Annotated in this window: 14 protein-coding genes, 2 tRNA genes and 3 rRNA genes; 4 read left to right on the top strand and 15 right to left on the bottom strand. The window is 49.6% G+C overall.

The window, feature by feature from the left end; all coding sequences use genetic code 11:
* Positions 1-63: 63 nt before the first annotated feature.
* Positions 64-306 carry a hypothetical protein gene (locus LG384_RS00485; RefSeq protein ID WP_225760318.1) on the bottom strand — a complete coding sequence of 81 codons (243 nt, stop codon included), beginning with the start codon at positions 304-306 and terminating at the stop codon, positions 64-66.
* 209 nt (positions 307-515) lie between these two features.
* On the opposite strand from LG384_RS00485, the gene yihA reads away from it, so the two are divergent.
* Positions 516-1,148 carry a ribosome biogenesis GTP-binding protein YihA/YsxC gene (gene yihA, locus LG384_RS00480; protein WP_045449859.1) on the top strand — a complete coding sequence of 211 codons (633 nt, stop codon included), beginning with the start codon at positions 516-518 and terminating at the stop codon, positions 1,146-1,148.
* A 465-nt stretch (positions 1,149-1,613) separates the two neighbouring features.
* On the opposite strand, the gene polA is transcribed toward yihA, so the two are convergent.
* Positions 1,614-4,400, bottom strand: coding sequence for a DNA polymerase I (gene polA, locus LG384_RS00475; protein ID WP_225760317.1), 2,787 nt, complete (start codon positions 4,398-4,400; stop codon positions 1,614-1,616).
* A gap of 242 nt (positions 4,401-4,642) precedes the next feature.
* Entirely contained in the window at positions 4,643-4,951 is a 309-nt protein-coding gene (locus LG384_RS00470; protein ID WP_223307034.1) for a hypothetical protein, read from the bottom strand.
* Between LG384_RS00470 and LG384_RS00465 the strand changes: the two genes are divergently transcribed.
* Positions 4,836-5,699, top strand: a complete 864-nt coding sequence (locus tag LG384_RS00465; protein ID WP_223307033.1) for an acyltransferase — start codon at positions 4,836-4,838, stop codon at positions 5,697-5,699. The genes LG384_RS00470 and LG384_RS00465 overlap by 116 nt on opposite strands.
* A gap of 13 nt (positions 5,700-5,712) precedes the next feature.
* Here LG384_RS00465 and dsbA read toward each other — a convergent pair whose 3' ends face one another.
* The 3 genes from dsbA to LG384_RS00450 all read right to left on the bottom strand — a co-directional run bounded on the left by dsbA (position 5,713) and on the right by LG384_RS00450 (position 7,685).
* Positions 5,713-6,336, bottom strand: a complete 624-nt coding sequence (gene dsbA, locus LG384_RS00460; protein ID WP_045449183.1) for a thiol:disulfide interchange protein DsbA — start codon at positions 6,334-6,336, stop codon at positions 5,713-5,715.
* Between the two features lie 16 nt (positions 6,337-6,352).
* Positions 6,353-7,339 carry a serine/threonine protein kinase gene (locus LG384_RS00455; RefSeq protein WP_225760316.1) on the bottom strand — a complete coding sequence of 329 codons (987 nt, stop codon included), beginning with the start codon at positions 7,337-7,339 and terminating at the stop codon, positions 6,353-6,355.
* Positions 7,340-7,415: 76 nt separating this feature from the next.
* Entirely contained in the window at positions 7,416-7,685 is a 270-nt protein-coding gene (locus LG384_RS00450; protein WP_042325406.1) for a YihD family protein, read from the bottom strand.
* A gap of 69 nt (positions 7,686-7,754) precedes the next feature.
* On the opposite strand from LG384_RS00450, the gene mobA reads away from it, so the two are divergent.
* Together mobA and mobB are read left to right on the top strand one after the other, a co-directional pair.
* Positions 7,755-8,339 (top strand): molybdenum cofactor guanylyltransferase MobA, encoded by a 585-nt coding sequence (gene mobA / locus LG384_RS00445; protein ID WP_225760315.1) that lies wholly within the window; start codon positions 7,755-7,757, stop codon positions 8,337-8,339.
* Positions 8,336-8,839: a molybdopterin-guanine dinucleotide biosynthesis protein MobB gene (gene mobB, locus LG384_RS00440; protein WP_045449857.1), complete on the top strand. Its 504-nt coding sequence runs from the start codon at positions 8,336-8,338 to the stop codon at positions 8,837-8,839. Before mobA ends, mobB begins: the two co-directional genes overlap by 4 nt.
* A 101-nt stretch (positions 8,840-8,940) precedes the next feature.
* Here the strand turns inward: mobB and rrf are convergent.
* The 9 genes from rrf to pepQ form a co-directional block, all read right to left on the bottom strand.
* Positions 8,941-9,056 (bottom strand): 5S ribosomal RNA (gene rrf / locus LG384_RS00435).
* Between the two features lie 91 nt (positions 9,057-9,147).
* Positions 9,148-12,054: ribosomal RNA gene (locus LG384_RS00430) — 23S ribosomal RNA — on the bottom strand.
* A gap of 208 nt (positions 12,055-12,262) precedes the next feature.
* A tRNA-Ala gene (locus LG384_RS00425) sits at positions 12,263-12,338 on the bottom strand.
* Between the two features lie 107 nt (positions 12,339-12,445).
* Positions 12,446-12,522: transfer RNA gene (locus LG384_RS00420), tRNA-Ile, on the bottom strand.
* Positions 12,523-12,592: 70 nt separating this feature from the next.
* Positions 12,593-14,134, bottom strand: a 16S ribosomal RNA gene (locus LG384_RS00415).
* The 16S, 23S and 5S rRNA genes sit together here with 2 tRNA genes alongside, the layout of an rRNA operon.
* 374 nt (positions 14,135-14,508) lie before the next feature.
* On the bottom strand, positions 14,509-15,054 hold the full coding sequence (hemG, locus tag LG384_RS00410; RefSeq protein WP_045449176.1) for a menaquinone-dependent protoporphyrinogen IX dehydrogenase: 546 nt from the start codon (positions 15,052-15,054) through the stop codon (positions 14,509-14,511).
* Positions 15,055-15,065: 11 nt separating this feature from the next.
* The gene (gene trkH, locus LG384_RS00405; RefSeq protein WP_045449175.1) at positions 15,066-16,517 is read right to left on the bottom strand and encodes a Trk system potassium transporter TrkH; all 1,452 of its coding nucleotides are present in this window, start codon (positions 16,515-16,517) and stop codon (positions 15,066-15,068) included.
* A gap of 38 nt (positions 16,518-16,555) precedes the next feature.
* Complete coding sequence (locus tag LG384_RS00400; protein ID WP_045449173.1) at positions 16,556-17,170, bottom strand: IMPACT family protein; 615 nt, start codon at positions 17,168-17,170, stop codon at positions 16,556-16,558.
* Complete coding sequence (gene pepQ / locus LG384_RS00395) at positions 17,170-18,501, bottom strand: Xaa-Pro dipeptidase (protein ID WP_225760314.1); 1,332 nt, start codon at positions 18,499-18,501, stop codon at positions 17,170-17,172. The genes LG384_RS00400 and pepQ overlap by 1 nt, the downstream gene beginning before the upstream one ends.
* Positions 18,502-18,635 lie beyond the last annotated feature (134 nt).

The following is an 18,635-nucleotide window of genomic DNA, read 5'->3' as shown; positions in this document are numbered from 1 at the left end:
CTAGCAGAAATAAAGAAAAAAGGCGACAGAGTAATCTGTCGCCTTTTTTCCTGACTCTCACCCTTAACAGGCTTTACAATCCATGTTGGCTATCAACACACCCTGTTTTTCCCTTAGCCTGAAACATTCCATGTTGTTTCCATTTCCTTTTACTAACGTCTCCGGACGTTTGTCTTCCTGACAATCCTGTGTCTTCGCCTCCTGGCGCTCCTGACCCTCATCCTGAGTCGTATATCCTGTAAGCTTCCTCGCTATGGACGCTACTTTACCCTTTTGGCTTAACCGTACAAGTAACCTGGGTAGCAATTTCAGCTTTTCAGAATATAACTAATGGTTAATTATCTGATTTATTTGAGTTATATCATTATTTGCTCTGTCATATCGCATAGATTCGATCGGCAATGTCTCACAAAGCGCGCGGTTTTTACTTACACAACACACTTGTCGAAAAGCCAGCCTTTTGCTGGTGTTCAGGTATAATCGCTGCAAAGCCTTGATTGATGGAGACGACCGCTTTGACTAATTTGAATTATCAACAGACGCACTTTGTGATGAGTGCGCCTGATATTCGCCATTTACCTTCCGATACGGGAATCGAAGTGGCTTTTGCTGGCCGTTCCAACGCAGGCAAATCCAGTGCGCTAAATACCCTGACAAATCAAAAGGGTCTGGCGCGTACCTCTAAAACACCTGGCCGTACACAGCTCATCAACCTTTTTGAAGTTGTTGACGGCAAGCGTCTGGTTGACTTGCCGGGATACGGTTATGCAGAAGTTCCGGAAGAGATGAAGCGCAAATGGCAACGCGCGCTGGCTGAATACCTGGAAAAACGTCAGAGCCTGCAAGGTTTGGTTGTCCTGATGGACATTCGCCATCCACTAAAAGATCTCGATCAGCAGATGATTCTGTGGGCAGTAGAGAGCAACGTTCAGGTTCTGGTATTACTGACCAAAGCGGACAAACTGGCCAGCGGTGCACGGAAAGCCCAATTGAATATGGTACGTGAAGCGGTGCTGGCATTTAATGGCGATGTACAGGTCGAAGCATTCTCATCGCTGAAGAAGCTGGGCGTGGACAAACTGCGTCAGAAGCTGGATGTCTGGTTTAGCGAACTGGCACCGATTGAAGAGATGCAGGACGGGGAATAATCCACTGATATGCCGGATAGTGACGTTACACGCCTTATCCGGCCTATAGATCTTTATTATTGCTTTAAATAATTCGAGTTGCGTAAAGGCGGCGATACCAGGAAAAATTCGTCGGAAACGACTTTGAACAGCTGAAGGCGCCTCCGGTGAGGGACTGGAGTGAGCAAGAAAGCCAACGCATATACAGCTTGAAGTATGACGAGCACAATAAAAAACGCCCCAGTCATTACTGACTGGGGCGGCTAAAATATTCAGCCAAATCCGATTACGTGAAGTAAAAGGTCTGAAAGATAGAACATCTTACCTCTGTACCCTACGCGAATAACTTTACTCTTTTTTTAGCAGCTCACAAAGTACTTTTTGTAATTTTTTTTCAATCCCGACATAGGGAATTCTAATGAATATCACAAAAAACTCTATCTTATGTTGCTTAGTTACGAAAAGAGCGCGTTATTCATTGAACCCTTAGTGCGCTTGATCCCAGTTTTCACCACTACCCACTTCTACCAGTAACGGCACATCAATCCGCGTCCCATTTTCCATCAGTTGATGGATCTTTTTCGATACGCTTTCCAGGTCATCTTTATGCACTTCAAATACCAGTTCATCGTGTACCTGCATGATCATGCGTACGCGCGGCTGCTCGGCTTGTAGCCATCCGTCCACATCTATCATGGCTCGCTTGATAATATCTGCAGCAGTACCCTGCATCGGGGCATTAATCGCTGCGCGTTCAGCACCGGCGCGGCGAGCACCATTACTGGATTTAATATCCGGCAGATAGAGGCGACGCCCTTCCAGGGTTTCAACATACCCTTGCTCTTTTGCCTGTGCGCGCGTGCGTTCCATGTATTCCATAACGCCAGGGTAACGTTCGAAGTAGAGATCCATGTATTTCTGCGCTTCTTTACGCGGAATATTCAACTGGCGCGCAAGACCAAAGGCGCTCATCCCGTAGATCAGACCAAAGTTGATAGCTTTCGCACTACGGCGCTGCTCGTTGGTCACAGAATCGAGCGGCAAGCCAAAGACTTCAGCAGCCGTTGCGCGGTGAATGTCCTTCCCTTCAGCAAACGCAGTGAGCAGGCCTTTGTCACGCGAGAGATGCGCCATAATACGCAGTTCAATCTGCGAGTAGTCCGCAGAGACAATAACGTAGTCTTCTGGTGCAATAAACGCCTGGCGAATACGACGACCTTCCTCATTACGAACCGGAATATTTTGCAGGTTAGGGTCGGTAGAAGATAAGCGACCGGTAGCCGTGACTGCCTGATGGTACGAGGTATGTACGCGTCCGGTTTTAGGATTGATCATCAAAGGAAGTTTATCCGTATAGGTAGACTTCAATTTTGCCAACCCACGATATTCCAGAATCACCTTCGGCAATGGGTAATCCAGCGCTAACTCTTCCAGCACTTCTTCCGACGTTGACGGCGCACCACCCGGTGTTTTCTTCAGCGGTTTGATACCCTGCTTTTCAAACAGAATGGTTTGCAGTTGCTTGGTAGAAGAGAGGTTAAATGCCTCTCCAGCTATCTCATGCGCTTTTTTCTCCAGCTCCGTCAAACGCAGTGTTAGCTCTTCTGAATGTTTGTGCAGTACCGCCGGATCAATTTTCACACCATTGCGTTCTACGCGGGACAGTACTGGTACCAGCGGCATATCGATCTTCTCGAACACATTTAGCGGCCCTTGATGCTTTTGCAGTTCTGGCCACATTTTCAAGTGCAGCTGTAACGTAACATCAGCATCTTCCGCGGCATAACGTCCGGCTTCTTCCAGTGCAATCTGGTTAAAGGTCAGTTGGTTTTTACCCTTCCCGGCGATCTCTTCAAAAGTGATCGTTTTATGTTTCAGCCAACGTTCGGACAGGCTGTCCATGTCGTGTCGTCCGGCAACACTGTTGAGAATGTAGGATTCGAGCATGGTATCAAAAACGATGCCGCGCAGCTCAATTCCGTAGTTTGCCAGTATGCCACGATCGTACTTCAGATTTTGCCCAACCTTATGCGCCTTTTCATCTTCCAGCAGCGGCTTCAGCAGCGTCAACGCACGGTCGCGAGAGATCTGATCGGGAGCATCCAGGTAATCATGGGCAACAGGAACATATGCAGCTATGCCTGGCTCAATGGCAAAAGAGAGACCAACCAGGTTCGCAGAGATGTTATCCAGGCTGTCAGTTTCAGTATCAAAGGCAAAGACCGGTGCTTTTTTTAGCTTCGTAATCCACTCTTCCAGCGTCGCTTCGTCCAGAATAGTGACATAGTTATCGAATGAGAGAACTGTTGCCGGCTCCTCAGGCGTTTCATCGATAGCTATTGTTTCCTGTGGTTTTGCTGCTGGCTTTGTTCCTTTCGCCTGCAGCCATTTGCCGGCTTCAACGTCAGCAACCCAGCGTTTGAACTCATATTGCTTAAACAGGCCAAGCAGTTCGTCAGCTGCAGGCTGGCGCACTTCCAACTGCTCACAGGTTAATTCAAGTTCAACATCCGTTTTAATCGTGGCCAACTTATAAGAAAGGTATGCCACTTCTTTATTCTGCTCGAGTTTGCCAGCCATGGTTTTTGCACCACGGAAGGTTAGCCCCGCGATTTTGTCTGATTCAGCATAGAGGGTATCCAGCCCTCCCAGTCCCTGAAGCAATGCCTGAGCTGTTTTTTCACCCACTCCCGGAACACCTGGAATGTTATCGGAGGAGTCGCCCATCAGCGCCAGGAAATCGATGATCAGCTCAGGTGGCACGCCATACTTATTCACTACCTCATCCGGACCGAGGATAGTATTGGTCATAGTATTGATAAGCGTGATATTTGGTGTCACCAGTTGAGCCATGTCTTTATCACCGGTACTGATCAGCACCGGGCGCCCTATTTTCTCTGCTTCTCGCGCCAGCGTACCGATGACATCGTCCGCTTCCACACCGGAAACCGCCAGTAACGGCAGCCCCATCGCTTTGACCATCGCATGTAAAGGTTCTATCTGCGCACGCAGATCGTCCGGCATTGGCGGACGATGTGATTTGTAATGCTCGAATAACTCATCACGGAAGGTTTTACCCTTAGCGTCGAAGACCACTGCAGCATGCGTCGGCTGGTATTGCAGAATCAAGCTACGCAGCATGTTGAGGACACCGTACATAGCGCCCGTAGGCTCTCCCGAGCTGTTGGTCAGCGGCGGAAACGCATGGTATGCGCGATACAGGTAAGATGAGCCATCTACGAGGATAAGTGGGTTTTCTGGGATCTGAACCATAATGTCCGTGCCTGTTTATCAGATTATGGGTAAAGGATGCCACAGACAGGATGAAAACATGAGTTTTTCACCGCATTTGTGGAAAAACTTTTGCAGATCTTCTGGACTGTTCGCAAAGTGAGCTGTGGATAACTTTGTGAGTAAATAATTTTCAGCCCTTTAAATACAGCAAGATAATTTATAAAGCATAATAATTTTATATATTTTTCATCGCGTTATATTGAGCGGCAGAATTTTATAGCTTATTTTAGACTTATATCTGGATGTGGATAGATATTACCTTTTTTTCTATTCAGCGAAGACCCGTCATTTGGTTCGTTTTCTGATAAAATCAGCCCCTTGCGCCTCTTTCGCGCACTATCTATGGCTAACCTTTTGAATAATTTAATTATGACGAGAATACTCGCTGCGATAACGCTGTTGCTGAGTATCGTATTGACCATATTGGTCACGATTTTTTGTTCTGTGCCGATCATCCTTGCCGGGGTTGTAAAACTCCTTTTGCCCTTTCCCATCGTCTGGCGCAAGGTATCCGTCTTCTGTAATTTCATGATGTACTGCTGGTGTGAAGGTCTGGCGTTACTGTTACACCTTAATCCGCGACTGAAGTGGGACGTTGAAGGACTGGAAGGTCTTAGCAAGAAAAACTGGTATCTGCTCATCTGCAATCACTACAGCTGGGCTGATATCGTTGTGCTTTGCGTTTTGTTCCGTAAACACATCCCCATGAATAAATATTTCCTTAAGCAGCAACTCGCCTGGGTCCCCTTTATTGGACTGGCATGCTGGGCGCTGGATATGCCGTTTATGAAACGCTATTCGCGCGGCTATTTGCTCCGTCATCCGGAACGACGCGGTAAAGATGTGGCAACAACGCGTCGCTCTTGTGAGAAGTTTCGCCTCCATCCGACAACCATTGTGAATTTTGTTGAAGGTTCGCGCTTCACGAAAGAGAAACACCTGCAAACCCGCTCGCCATATCAAAATCTATTGCCGCCCAAGGCCGCAGGCATTGCGATGGCGCTAAATGTACTAGGGTCTCAGTTCGATAAATTGCTCAACATTACGCTGTGTTATCCAGAAAACAGTCATCGTCCTTTCTACGATATGCTGAGTGGCAAGCTGACACGCATTGTCGTGAGAGTGAATCTGGAGACAATTAAAGAAGAACTGCACGGTGATTACGTTAACGATAAAGGATTTAAACGTCGGTTCCAGCTGTGGCTGAATACGCTGTGGAGTGAGAAAGACATGCAACTTGATGCGATTAAAGCCTCACATAAAAAAGCCGGTCAGTGACCGGCTTTTTCTTTTACTTCTGACCAACCAGATATTTCACGGTATCAGCATACTGCTGTACAAAGATATCCATGCTGCTGGTATCCATACCCTGCGGATTTACCTGATACTTACCATTAACAAACATCGCCGGGACGCCCTGCAGTTGCAGATCAGCCGCCGCTTTTTCCTGCTGTGCGACGAGTGATTTCACCACGAAGCTATTCCATGCAGCATCATAGTCTTCACCTTTAATACCCGCATCGACAAACACTTTACGAATATCAGCAACAGACTGGACGGTCTGCGTTTTCTGTACCCCTTCAAACAACGGTACAGTAACTTTATCTTCAACGCCCAGTGCCAAAGCAACAGCCCACGCCTGAGTCAGGTCTTTGCCAAGAGGCCCCAAAAACTCAACGTGATATTTGGTCATTTTGGTGCCTTCCGGCAGTTTTTTCTTCACGTTATCAGAGACGTGAAGCACTTCTTCAAACTGGTAGCAATGCGGGCAGTAGAAGGAGAAAAACTCCAACACCTGAGGCTCACCCACAATAGGCTTTTCCAGTGTGATGTACTGCTTGCCATCCTGGAACTGCGCTGCCGATGCGCTAAAAGCTAAGATCATACCAGCCAGCGCCAGCCATATTTTTTTCATGTTCAGGTCTCTCCGATTAATACATTGGCGTTAATTGTAAGGGGGGGTCTTGCAGAATTTTAGCCTGCTCAATAAAGGTCGCGGTCTGACGTTGCCAGTAATCTTCCCCGGTTAACCATGGAAAGTTTTTAGGGAACGCAGGGTCAGCCCAACGTCGAATCAGCCAGGCAAGATAATAAACTAAACGCATGGCGCGTAAAGGTTCAATGAGTCCGATTTCAGCGATGTCAAACTCACTAAACTCTTCATAAGCCTCAATAATGGTTTCAAGCTGCATACGTTGTTCTGCTTTATCGCCATTAAGGAGCATCCATAGATCCTGCATTGCCGGACCATTACGAGCATCATCTAAATCGACGAACATCGGGCCATCACGCCACAGAATGTTCCCGGCATGGCAGTCACCGTGCAATCGTAGCGTTTCAAAACGGGTATGCCAGCGCTCGGTAACCACCGTGATGAGCGCATCCGTTGCCTTAAGGAAAGCTGCCTTTTGCCCTGCAGGAATGATCCGCGCATGCTCGAAAAGTTTACGCGGCTCAGTCAGATACTCTTCAAGACCAATTGTCGGTCGAAAGGCAAAAGAACGTTTACGTCCAGTTTGATGCAGGCGTCCCAGATAGCGGCCCACCGCCTCCATCTGATCGATGTTGTCGGCTTCAAACTGGCGGCCACCCACACTGGGGAATATCGCATAGTGAAATCCCTGATGACCCAATAACGTCTGGCCATCAAACACAATTGGCGCCGCAACGGGTACATCATCGCGCACCAGTTCAAGGGCAAACTGGTGTTCTTCCAGTATTTGATCAACAGACCAGCGTTCAGGACGGTAAAACTTTACGACAAAACGTCGACGGTCTTCATCCTGGAATTGATAGACACGATTTTCATAGCTGTTAAGCGGGGTCAGCCCGGAATCCACCCGGATCCCCAGCTCAAACAGTGCATCCATGATGGTATCCGGGTGTAGCGTCTGGAAAGTAAAAGCGTTGTCGTTCATCCCATCATCCGGAAAATACTACGAATGATTCAGGATATCATTTCGCAGCGCTTTCGGTGGCGGCGATTACAAGGTTTTACTCTTTAATTACGCCACGTGCTCGCAGGAGTGCAGTTTTAAAATCTTCTTCATAATCTTTTTGAATACCTGGAATCACTGCGTCTTTCGCAGAGTCGCGCATTTTCAGGTGGTAGATCAGAATATCATCAGTTAAATCCGCCAGTTCTCCGTCAAAACCTGACTCTTTTGCCAGTTTCTGCAAAAATTGCATCAGGTTAAGATCGGGTTCTTTCTGCCAGGCCGGCTGGAGGAGTTCAATAACTTCATTCAGACGTTTACATTTCATGGTTGTGCTCCTTAGTCTTAATACGAATACGTTAGCAGGGTCAATCCCACATTAAAAGAGGCGATATCAGTGATTCTGGATAGTGCAATAACAGGGGTTGTTCTGGCTGGCGGTAAGGCCAGACGAATGGGTGGAACAGATAAAGGCCTTCTTGAACTTCACGGTAAGCCGTTATGGAGACACGTGGCGGATACCCTCGCCTTGCAGGTTAAGACCGTCGTGGTTAACGCCAATCGCCATCAGGATGTTTATCAACAAAGCGGCTTGAAAGTTATCCCCGATTTATTGGCCGATTTTCCTGGCCCGCTGGCCGGAATGCTGTCAGTTTTTCAGCAGGAAGCTGGTGACTGGTTTCTATTCTGTCCTTGCGATATGCCATATATTCCCTACAGCCTGGCCGCACGTTTAAAAGAGCAACGTAGCTCTGCGCCAGTCGTATGGGTGCACGATGGAGAACGGGATCACCCGACAATTGCGCTGATGAATAGAAAAATAGTGCCGTTGTTACAGGACTACCTTCAGTCTGGTGAACGACGCGTAATGGTCTTTATGCGTCTGGCTGGCGGGCATGCCGTCGATTTCAGCGATCACAGAGACGCATTCGTAAATGTGAATACACCAGAAGAACTCGCGAGATGGCAGACAAAATCATGATCCCATTACTCGGCATTGCGGCATGGAGTGGTACAGGAAAAACCACACTGCTCAAAAAGCTGATACCGGAACTGTGCGCCAGAGGTATTCGCCCTGGATTGATCAAGCATACACACCACGATATGGACGTCGATAAACCCGGCAAAGATAGCTATGAACTGCGTAAAGCTGGAGCAGCTCAAACACTAGTCGCCAGCCAGCAGCGCTGGGCATTGATGACGGAAACGCCAGAAGAGCCCAAGTTGGACTTAACATATCTGGTGAGCAGAATGGATGCTTCAACGTTAGATATGGTGCTTGTCGAGGGTTTTAAGCATGAAGCTGTCGCGAAGATCATGCTTTTTCGTGAAGGTTGTGGTCGCAACAAGGAAGAATTAACGATTGATGAACATGTTGTCGCGGTTGCAAGCGATGTTCCACTCATGGTGGATGTTCCATTGTTAGATATAAACGATATACCACAGATAGCGGCATTTATTTTACGGTGGCTAAAGCAATGAACGTAATCCGGATGAGGCGTTTACGCCGAATCCGGCACTTTTCACAACGCATAGACGCAAAAAAGCCCATCCGGCAGGATGGGCTTCTTCACTGGTTTGATGCCTGGCAGTTCCCTACTCTCGCATGGGGAGACCCCACACTACCATCGGCGCTACGGCGTTTCACTTCTGAGTTCGGCATGGGGTCAGGTGGGACCACCGCGCTACAGCCGCCAGGCAAATTCTGTTTATCAACACGCTTTCGCATGTCAATTTAATCTGTATCAAGCTGAAATTTCGTCTCTTCGCCAAAACAGCTTCGGCGTTGTAAGGTTAAGCCTCACGGTTCATTAGTATCGGTTAGCTCAATGTATCGCTACACTTACACACCCGACCTATCAACGTCGTCGTCTTCAACGTTCCTTCAGGAGACTTAAAGTCTCAGGGAGAACTCATCTCGGGGCAAGTTTCGTGCTTAGATGCTTTCAGCACTTATCTCTTCCGCATTTAGCTACCGGGCAATGCCATTGGCATGACAACCCGAACACCAGTGATGCGTCCACTCCGGTCCTCTCGTACTAGGAGCAGCCCCCCTCAATTCTCCAGCGCCCACGGCAGATAGGGACCGAACTGTCTCACGACGTTCTAAACCCAGCTCGCGTACCACTTTAAATGGCGAACAGCCATACCCTTGGGACCTACTTCAGCCCCAGGATGTGATGAGCCGACATCGAGGTGCCAAACACCGCCGTCGATATGAACTCTTGGGCGGTATCAGCCTGTTATCCCCGGAGTACCTTTTATCCGTTGAGCGATGGCCCTTCCATTCAGAACCACCGGATCACTAAGACCTGCTTTCGCACCTGCTCGAGCCGTCACTCTCGCAGTCAAGCTAGCTTATGCCTTTGCACTAACCTCCTGATGTCCGACCAGGATTAGCTAACCTTCGTGCTCCTCCGTTACTCTTTAGGAGGAGACCGCCCCAGTCAAACTACCCACCAGACACTGTCCGCAACCCGGATCACGGGTCTACGTTAGAACACCAGCCATTAAAGGGTGGTATTTCAAGGTTGGCTCCATGCAGACTGGCGTCCACACTTCAAAGCCTCCCACCTATCCTACACATCAAGGACCAGTGTTCAGTGTCAAGCTATAGTAAAGGTTCACGGGGTCTTTCCGTCTTGCCGCGGGTACACTGCATCTTCACAGCGAGTTCAATTTCACTGAGTCTCGGGTGGAGACAGCCTGGCCATCATTACGCCATTCGTGCAGGTCGGAACTTACCCGACAAGGAATTTCGCTACCTTAGGACCGTTATAGTTACGGCCGCCGTTTACCGGGGCTTCGATCAAGAGCTTCTCCTTACGGATAACCCCATCAATTAACCTTCCGGCACCGGGCAGGCGTCACACCGTATACGTCCACTTTCGTGTTTGCACAGTGCTGTGTTTTTAATAAACAGTTGCAGCCAGCTGGTATCTTCGACTGATTTCAGCTCCATGAGTAAATCACTTCACCTACATATCAGCGTGCCTTCTCCCGAAGTTACGGCACCATTTTGCCTAGTTCCTTCACCCGAGTTCTCTCAAGCGCCTTGGTATTCTCTACCTGACCACCTGTGTCGGTTTGGGGTACGATTTCGTGTTACCTGATGCTTAGAGGCTTTTCCTGGAAGCAGGGCATTTGTTACTTCAGCACCGTAGTGCCTCGTCATCACACCTCAGCGTTAATAAGGTACCGGATTTACCTGGAACCTCCGCCTACATGCTTAAACCGGGACAACCGTCGCCCGGCTAACATAGCCTTCTCCGTCCCCCCTTCGCAGTAACACCAAGTACAGGAATATTAACCTGTTTCCCATCGACTACGCCTTTCGGCCTCGCCTTAGGGGTCGACTCACCCTGCCCCGATTAACGTTGGACAGGAACCCTTGGTCTTCCGGCGTGCGGGTTTTTCACCCGCATTATCGTTACTTATGTCAGCATTCGCACTTCTGATACCTCCAGCATCCCTCACAGGACACCTTCAACGGCTTACAGAACGCTCCCCTACCCAACAACACATAGTGTCGCTGCCGCAGCTTCGGTGCATGGTTTAGCCCCGTTACATCTTCCGCGCAGGCCGACTCGACCAGTGAGCTATTACGCTTTCTTTAAATGATGGCTGCTTCTAAGCCAACATCCTGGCTGTCTGTGCCTTCCCACATCGTTTCCCACTTAACCATGACTTTGGGACCTTAGCTGGCGGTCTGGGTTGTTTCCCTCTTCACGACGGACGTTAGCACCCGCCGTGTGTCTCCCGTGATAACATTCTTCGGTATTCGCAGTTTGCATCGGGTTGGTAAGTCGGGATGACCCCCTAGCCGAAACAGTGCTCTACCCCCGAAGATGAATTCACGAGGCGCTACCTAAATAGCTTTCGGGGAGAACCAGCTATCTCCCGGTTTGATTGGCCTTTCACCCCCAGCCACAAGTCATCCGCTAATTTTTCAACATTAGTCGGTTCGGTCCTCCAGTTAGTGTTACCCAACCTTCAACCTGCCCATGGCTAGATCACCGGGTTTCGGGTCTATACCCTGCAACTTAACGCCCAGTTAAGACTCGGTTTCCCTTCGGCTCCCCTATTCGGTTAACCTTGCTACAGAATATAAGTCGCTGACCCATTATACAAAAGGTACGCAGTCACCCCATAAAGAGGCTCCCACTGCTTGTACGTACACGGTTTCAGGTTCTTTTTCACTCCCCTCGCCGGGGTTCTTTTCGCCTTTCCCTCACGGTACTGGTTCACTATCGGTCAGTCAGGAGTATTTAGCCTTGGAGGATGGTCCCCCCATATTCAGACAGGATACCACGTGTCCCGCCCTACTCTTCGAGTTCACAACACGTGTGATTTTGTGTACGGGACTATCACCCTGTACCGTCGGACTTTCCAGACCGTTCCACTACCACACATGCTGATTCAGACTCTGGGCTGCTCCCCGTTCGCTCGCCGCTACTGGGGGAATCTCGGTTGATTTCTTTTCCTCGGGGTACTTAGATGTTTCAGTTCCCCCGGTTCGCTTCATTACGCTATGTATTCACGTAATGATAGTGTGACGAATCACACTGGGTTTCCCCATTCGGAAATCGCCGGTTATAACGGTTCATATCACCTTACCGACGCTTATCGCAGATTAGCACGTCCTTCATCGCCTCTGACTGCCAGGGCATCCACCGTGTACGCTTAGTCGCTTAACCTCACAACCCGAAGATGTTTCGTAAAACACCATCGTGTTGCGAAAATTTGAGAGACTCGAACACACCGCTTATCTGTTCTTATTACGGAGAACAGACACAGTGTGTCGTTTCAATTTTCAGCTTGATCCAGATTTTTAAAGAGCAAAACTTCGCAGTGAACCTTTTCAGGTACACTCTGAAGTTTTCTTGGTATTTCTGCAGTAAGTAATGGTGGAGCTATGCGGGATCGAACCGCAGACCTCCTGCGTGCAAAGCAGGCGCTCTCCCAGCTGAGCTATAGCCCCATCGAAGTCATCTCATGTACCGATAATTTTTCCTGAGACAAGGCGTGGAATAACGAAGCATACTTAAGTATGTGAGTTATTTCACAACGCAGTATTCAGGTAAAATTTGGTAGGCCTGAGTGGACTTGAACCACCGACCTCACCCTTATCAGGGGTGCGCTCTAACCACCTGAGCTACAAGCCTGCAGAGATTTCTTACTGCTAATTTTCATCAGACAATCTGTGTGGACACTACAAGGAACGGTTCTTTAAGGTAAGGAGGTGATCCAACCGCAGGTTCCCCTACGGTTACCTTGTTACGACTTCACCCCAGTCATGAATCACAAAGTGGTAAGCGCCCTCCCGAAGGTTAAGCTACCTACTTCTTTTGCAACCCACTCCCATGGTGTGACGGGCGGTGTGTACAAGGCCCGGGAACGTATTCACCGTGGCATTCTGATCCACGATTACTAGCGATTCCGACTTCATGGAGTCGAGTTGCAGACTCCAATCCGGACTACGACATACTTTATGAGGTCCGCTTGCTCTCGCGAGGTCGCTTCTCTTTGTATATGCCATTGTAGCACGTGTGTAGCCCTACTCGTAAGGGCCATGATGACTTGACGTCATCCCCACCTTCCTCCAGTTTATCACTGGCAGTCTCCTTTGAGTTCCCGGCCGAACCGCTGGCAACAAAGGATAAGGGTTGCGCTCGTTGCGGGACTTAACCCAACATTTCACAACACGAGCTGACGACAGCCATGCAGCACCTGTCTCAGAGTTCCCGAAGGCACCAAAGCATCTCTGCTAAGTTCTCTGGATGTCAAGAGTAGGTAAGGTTCTTCGCGTTGCATCGAATTAAACCACATGCTCCACCGCTTGTGCGGGCCCCCGTCAATTCATTTGAGTTTTAACCTTGCGGCCGTACTCCCCAGGCGGTCGACTTAACGCGTTAGCTCCGGAAGCCACGCCTCAAGGGCACAACCTCCAAGTCGACATCGTTTACGGCGTGGACTACCAGGGTATCTAATCCTGTTTGCTCCCCACGCTTTCGCACCTGAGCGTCAGTCTTTGTCCAGGGGGCCGCCTTCGCCACCGGTATTCCTCCAGATCTCTACGCATTTCACCGCTACACCTGGAATTCTACCCCCCTCTACAAGACTCTAGCCTGCCAGTTTCGGATGCAGTTCCCAGGTTGAGCCCGGGGATTTCACATCCGACTTGACAGACCGCCTGCGTGCGCTTTACGCCCAGTAATTCCGATTAACGCTTGCACCCTCCGTATTACCGCGGCTGCTGGCACGGAGTTAGCCGGTGCTTCTTCTGCGAGTAACGTCAATCACTAAGGTTATTAACCTTAATGCCTTCCTCCTCGCTGAAAGTACTTTACAACCCGAAGGCCTTCTTCATACACGCGGCATGGCTGCATCAGGCTTGCGCCCATTGTGCAATATTCCCCACTGCTGCCTCCCGTAGGAGTCTGGACCGTGTCTCAGTTCCAGTGTGGCTGGTCATCCTCTCAGACCAGCTAGGGATCGTCGCCTAGGTGAGCCGTTACCCCACCTACTAGCTAATCCCATCTGGGCACATCCGATGGCAAGAGGCCCGAAGGTCCCCCTCTTTGGTCTTGCGACGTTATGCGGTATTAGCTACCGTTTCCAGTAGTTATCCCCCTCCATCGGGCAGTTTCCCAGACATTACTCACCCGTCCGCCACTCGTCACCCAAGGAGCAAGCTCCTCTGTGCTACCGTTCGACTTGCATGTGTTAGGCCTGCCGCCAGCGTTCAATCTGAGCCATGATCAAACTCTTCAATTTAAGTTTGATGCTCGTGAATTAAACTTCGTAATGAATTACGTGTTCACTCAGAGACTTGGTATTCATTTTTCGTCTTGCGACGTTAAGAATCCGTATCATTGAGTGCCCACACAGATTGTCTGATAAATTGTTAAAGAGCAGTTGCGACGCGCTTTGGCGCTCTGTCGCGAGGTCCCGTATAATACGTTTTCCTCATTCAGAGTCAAGCATTTATTTTTGCTTTTCTCTGCGAAGTTCTCAGTGGAACCCCGCTGACCCGGCGGCCTGTAGTCCGTTGTTCCGTGTCAGTGGAGGCGCATTATAGGGAGTTATTTCAGGCTGACAAGGGGAAATTTAAAATAATCTTCCGACTGCGTATTTTTTATTCTTTGCGTTTATTTTAACAACGCTTTGTTGGTTAATTGGGCAATTTCCCGCGCAAAAATCGCGACCTGTTCCCAGTCGGTATATACGACTTCTTTACTTGTATCCGTTTCACCGCCCGACATCTTCATAATCAGTTTGATCATGACACGGTCATACCAACGATAACGAGGATAAAGTAAAGCTCCGGCAATCACCGCACTGCGGTCTGGTCGCCACGGCGAGCTCATCAGAAACTTGCGCGCATAGCTGTTGGTCTGCGGGGTACGCTTTTCCGGCTTACGAGCAACCAGGTTAACGGAGTAGAATGCACTCGGCATCGCATTCAGCCGCGTGGCATGCTTCTTCACGAACTCCTGAAAAGCAGTATGGTAATGACCGTAGCGAATTGATGCACCAATCACCACGCTGTCATAGTTTTTCCAGTCAGGCTCTTCGGTGCGATGCAGATTCACAACATCGGCCCAGACGCCCAGTTCTTTTAGTTCAGAAGCCAGATACTCGGCGATTTCGCGCGTTTGTCCATCCCGGGAAGAAAAAAGAATCAGTGTTTTCACGTGTTACTCCGTTATTCACGCCAGAAGGTAGGGGTAAAGAGTACCAGCAAAGTAAAGACCTCGAGACGACCAAATAGCATATTGGCAATCAGGATCCATTTCGCCACTGGGTTCATACTGGCAAAGTTGTCGGCAACAACGCCCAGCCCTGGTCCCAGGTTATTCAGGGTCGCAACAACAGAGGCAAATGCTGAGAAGTCATCCACACCGGTCGCTATAATTGCCAGCATACTGATAATAAACACCAGCGCATAGGCTGAGAAGAATCCCCATACCGCTTCAAGGATCCGTTCCGGCAACGCACGATTACCCAGTTTAATACTGTAAACCGCATTGGGGTGGACCAGCCTTTTGAGTTCCCGGTTACCCTGCTTAAACAGCAGCAGGATACGAATGACCTTCAAACCACCACCCGTTGAGCCAGCACAGCCACCAATAAATGCAGAACACAGCAACAGTACCGGCAGGAACAGCGGCCAGCGGGCAATACTGTCCGTAGTAAACCCTGCGGTGGTCGCCATTGATACTACCTGGAAAAAGGCCTGATTGATCGTCGTTAGCGCCGAACCATAGGTGTTGTGTACCCACAGCACCAGCGTACAGACAGCCACCAGCGTCAACTGCACACCGATGAACATGCGAAATTCCGGGTCGCGCCAGTAGACCTTTAAACTACGCCCACTTAATAAAGAGAAGTGCAGGCCATAGTTACAGCCGGAGATCAGTAAAAAGATAGCAATAATCGTGTTAATAGTGGGGCTGTCGAAATAGCCAACACTGGCATCGTGTGTAGAGAAGCCGCCAATAGCAATGGTGGCAAAACTGTGCCCAATGGCATCAAACGCCGGCATCCCGGCAAACCATAGCGCCAGCGCACATGCAATCGTCAGCAGTACATAGATAAGCCATAACGTTTTTGCCGTTTCAGCAATACGCGGACGCATTTTATTATCTTTGAGCGGCCCAGGCATTTCTGCCCGATAGAGCTGCATACCACCGACGCCAAGAATAGGCAGGATAGCGACCGCCAGCACGATGATCCCCATACCACCAAACCATTGCAGCATTTGGCGATAAAAGAGAATGGCGTGCGGCAATGAATCCAGCCCCACCAGCGTCGTCGCACCTGTCGTTGTTAACCCCGAAAAGGATTCGAAAAACGCATCAGTAATCGTGAGGTTAGGACTTTCGGAAAAGATAAATGGTAGCGCACCCACGCTGCCCAGCACGGTCCAGAACAAGACGACGATCAGAAACCCTTCGCGGGATTTCAGTTCACCCTTTTCCTTACGGTTCGGCCACCACAGCATGGAACCAATTGCCAGCGCGACAAAGAAAGTTTGCGTAAATGCACGACCCGCACCATCACGGTAGATGAGAGCTACCAGTCCGGGGAGGATCATTGTCCCCGAAAATAAGATGACCAGTAGTCCAACGATTCGGGTTATGGCGCGAAAATGCATCTCTGCCGCTTCCTTAATTCTTCAAAATGAGGTGGGGATTATTCTTCAATCGCTAACAATTGCAATGAACCACGACTAAAATCCGCCAGCTTTGCCGAAAATTCATCCACTTTCGCATAAGGAAGCGCTACCCTGAGCCGAACAAATGCCTGGTAATCACTGGAAATTATTTTACCGTCAAACTGCCCCAACAATATTTCAATGCCAGCCAACTGGCCGTACTCACACTGCAAAGTATATTCGGTTAATGGCGTCTTGCGCTGCGTTGTTAACTGACGTAAAGCCTGATTCACGCCGCCGCCGTAGGCTTTCACCAGCCCACCCGTACCGAGAAGAATACCGCCGTAGTAGCGTACCACCACGGCGGTAATTTCACCGACACCGCTCCCCATCAGTTGAGCAAGCATCGGTTTCCCTGCCGTCCCCGCTGGTTCACCATCATCCGAGAATCCCAGCTGTTGCGAATCATTCGGCGCACCCGCCACCCACGCCACACAATGGTGGCGCGCGTCCGGGTGTTCCGCTCTAACTGACTCAACAAAGGCTTTCGCCGCTTCCACACCATCCGTATGCGCGAGCAGAGTAATAAAGCGGCTTTTTTTGATCTCTTCAACAACGCTAACCGGCGCCGCAGGGATTAACCAACTGTCCATTACGCCAGTTTTAAATCCCGCGTCATGTTTTCGACATTGCTCTCGTGGATAACCACGTTATCTTCAATACGAATACCACCTAACGGCTTCAGCGCTTCAATTTTCTGCCAGTTAAAGTGCTTGCTGAATTGCCCTTCGCGCCATGGCGCCAGCAGCGATTCGATAAAGTAAATACCCGGCTCGATAGTCAGGACCATGCCCGGCTGCAGCACTCGCGTACAGCGCAGGTAGGGATACTTTGATGGTGCAGCAAGGTGTGTACCGCTGTCATCCTGCATAAAGCCAGCAACATCATGAACCTGCAGACCCAGCGGGTGGCCAATGCCGTGCGGCATAAACGGCCCGGTGAGATCGTTCTCTACCATCGCCTCTTCACTCATACCGGTGATGATTTGATGTTTACGCAACAGCTTTGCAATACGTTGATGGAACTGAATGTGATAATCCACATAGCTGACGCCCGCCTTCATGGTTGCAATCAGCGCCAGTTCTTCGTCGTTAACGTCTTTCACCAGCTGCGCATAGTCGTTGTCGCTTTTCGCCGACCAGGTTCGCGTCAGGTCTGCCGCATAACCGTTGTATTCCGCGCCAGCATCCAGCAGGAAACTGCGGATTTCTGACGGCGCCTGGTGATCCAGTTTGGTGTAATGCAGTACGGAGGCATGTTCGTTGAGGGCCACGATATTGCTGTAAGGCACGTCGGTGTCACGATGACCCGTGGCAGTCAAATAGGCCAGGTTAATGTCGAACTCGCTCATACCGGAACGGAAGGCTTCTTCTGCCGCACGATGCCCACTCACCGCCATTTTCTGCGCTTCACGCATACAGGCCAGCTCGTAATCCGTTTTATACGCACGATAATAATGAAGATAGTCGATCACCCCTTTCGGGTTGATATTGCTGGCAGCGATGTCCAGTTGCAACGCACGCTCAGGAACCGGGCCGATATAACCGATATTACCGCGAGCAGCTGGCAGTTGGCCGCCAATACCATCGGCTTTTGGCAGCGCAATAATGTCAATTTCTTCCGTCCAGAAAGAGGTCGGTAGCGGTTCAACGTTGTGCCAGTAGTCGACCGGCAAGTAGAACCACAATTTAGGCTTATTAACGCCATCTACCAGCAACCAACAGTTAGGAACCTGCGTGACAGGTACCCAAGCTTTAAACTGCGGATTAACCTTAAACGGATATGGATGATCGTCGAGAAAAACGTTTAACAGCTCGCCGGAGTGAATAAGTAACGCATCCAGCTTAAAACGAGCCAGCGCATCGCGGGTCCGTTCCTGTAAGGTAACAATATGATTTTTATAGAGTGCGGCCAGTGATTCCATTATTTACCCTTCTGTTTTTTTGACCTCAAGTCACCGCATCTTAGCACATCGTTCTGTAGCTGCGTGATTTCTGCCGAGCGTGATCGAATCGTCATTTCTTTAATCATTCATTTGCATTTTATTAACATAAAACA

The sequence above is a fragment of the Citrobacter sp. Marseille-Q3906 genome, assembly GCF_916618775.1.
Classification (GTDB): domain Bacteria; phylum Pseudomonadota; class Gammaproteobacteria; order Enterobacterales; family Enterobacteriaceae; genus Citrobacter; species Citrobacter murliniae.
This window is presented reverse-complemented; position numbering and strand designations above follow the sequence as displayed.

Bases quoted from the DNA above. Each gene is read 5' to 3' on its own strand.
- polA (WP_225760317.1), bottom strand. From the start codon at position 4,400: ATGGTTCAGATCCCAGAAAACCCACTTATCCTCGTAGATGGCTCATCT.
- LG384_RS00470 (WP_223307034.1), bottom strand. From the start codon at position 4,951: ATGAAATTACAGAAGACGGATACCTTGCGCCAGACGATGGGAAAGGGC.
- dsbA (WP_045449183.1), bottom strand. From the start codon at position 6,336: ATGAAAAAAATATGGCTGGCGCTGGCTGGTATGATCTTAGCTTTTAGC.
- LG384_RS00455 (WP_225760316.1), bottom strand. From the start codon at position 7,339: ATGAACGACAACGCTTTTACTTTCCAGACGCTACACCCGGATACCATC.
- LG384_RS00450 (WP_042325406.1), bottom strand. From the start codon at position 7,685: ATGAAATGTAAACGTCTGAATGAAGTTATTGAACTCCTCCAGCCGGCC.
- mobB (WP_045449857.1), top strand. From the start codon at position 8,336: ATGATCCCATTACTCGGCATTGCGGCATGGAGTGGTACAGGAAAAACC.
- trkH (WP_045449175.1), bottom strand. From the start codon at position 16,517: ATGCATTTTCGCGCCATAACCCGAATCGTTGGACTACTGGTCATCTTA.
- LG384_RS00400 (WP_045449173.1), bottom strand. From the start codon at position 17,170: ATGGACAGTTGGTTAATCCCTGCGGCGCCGGTTAGCGTTGTTGAAGAG.
- pepQ (WP_225760314.1), bottom strand. From the start codon at position 18,501: ATGGAATCACTGGCCGCACTCTATAAAAATCATATTGTTACCTTACAG.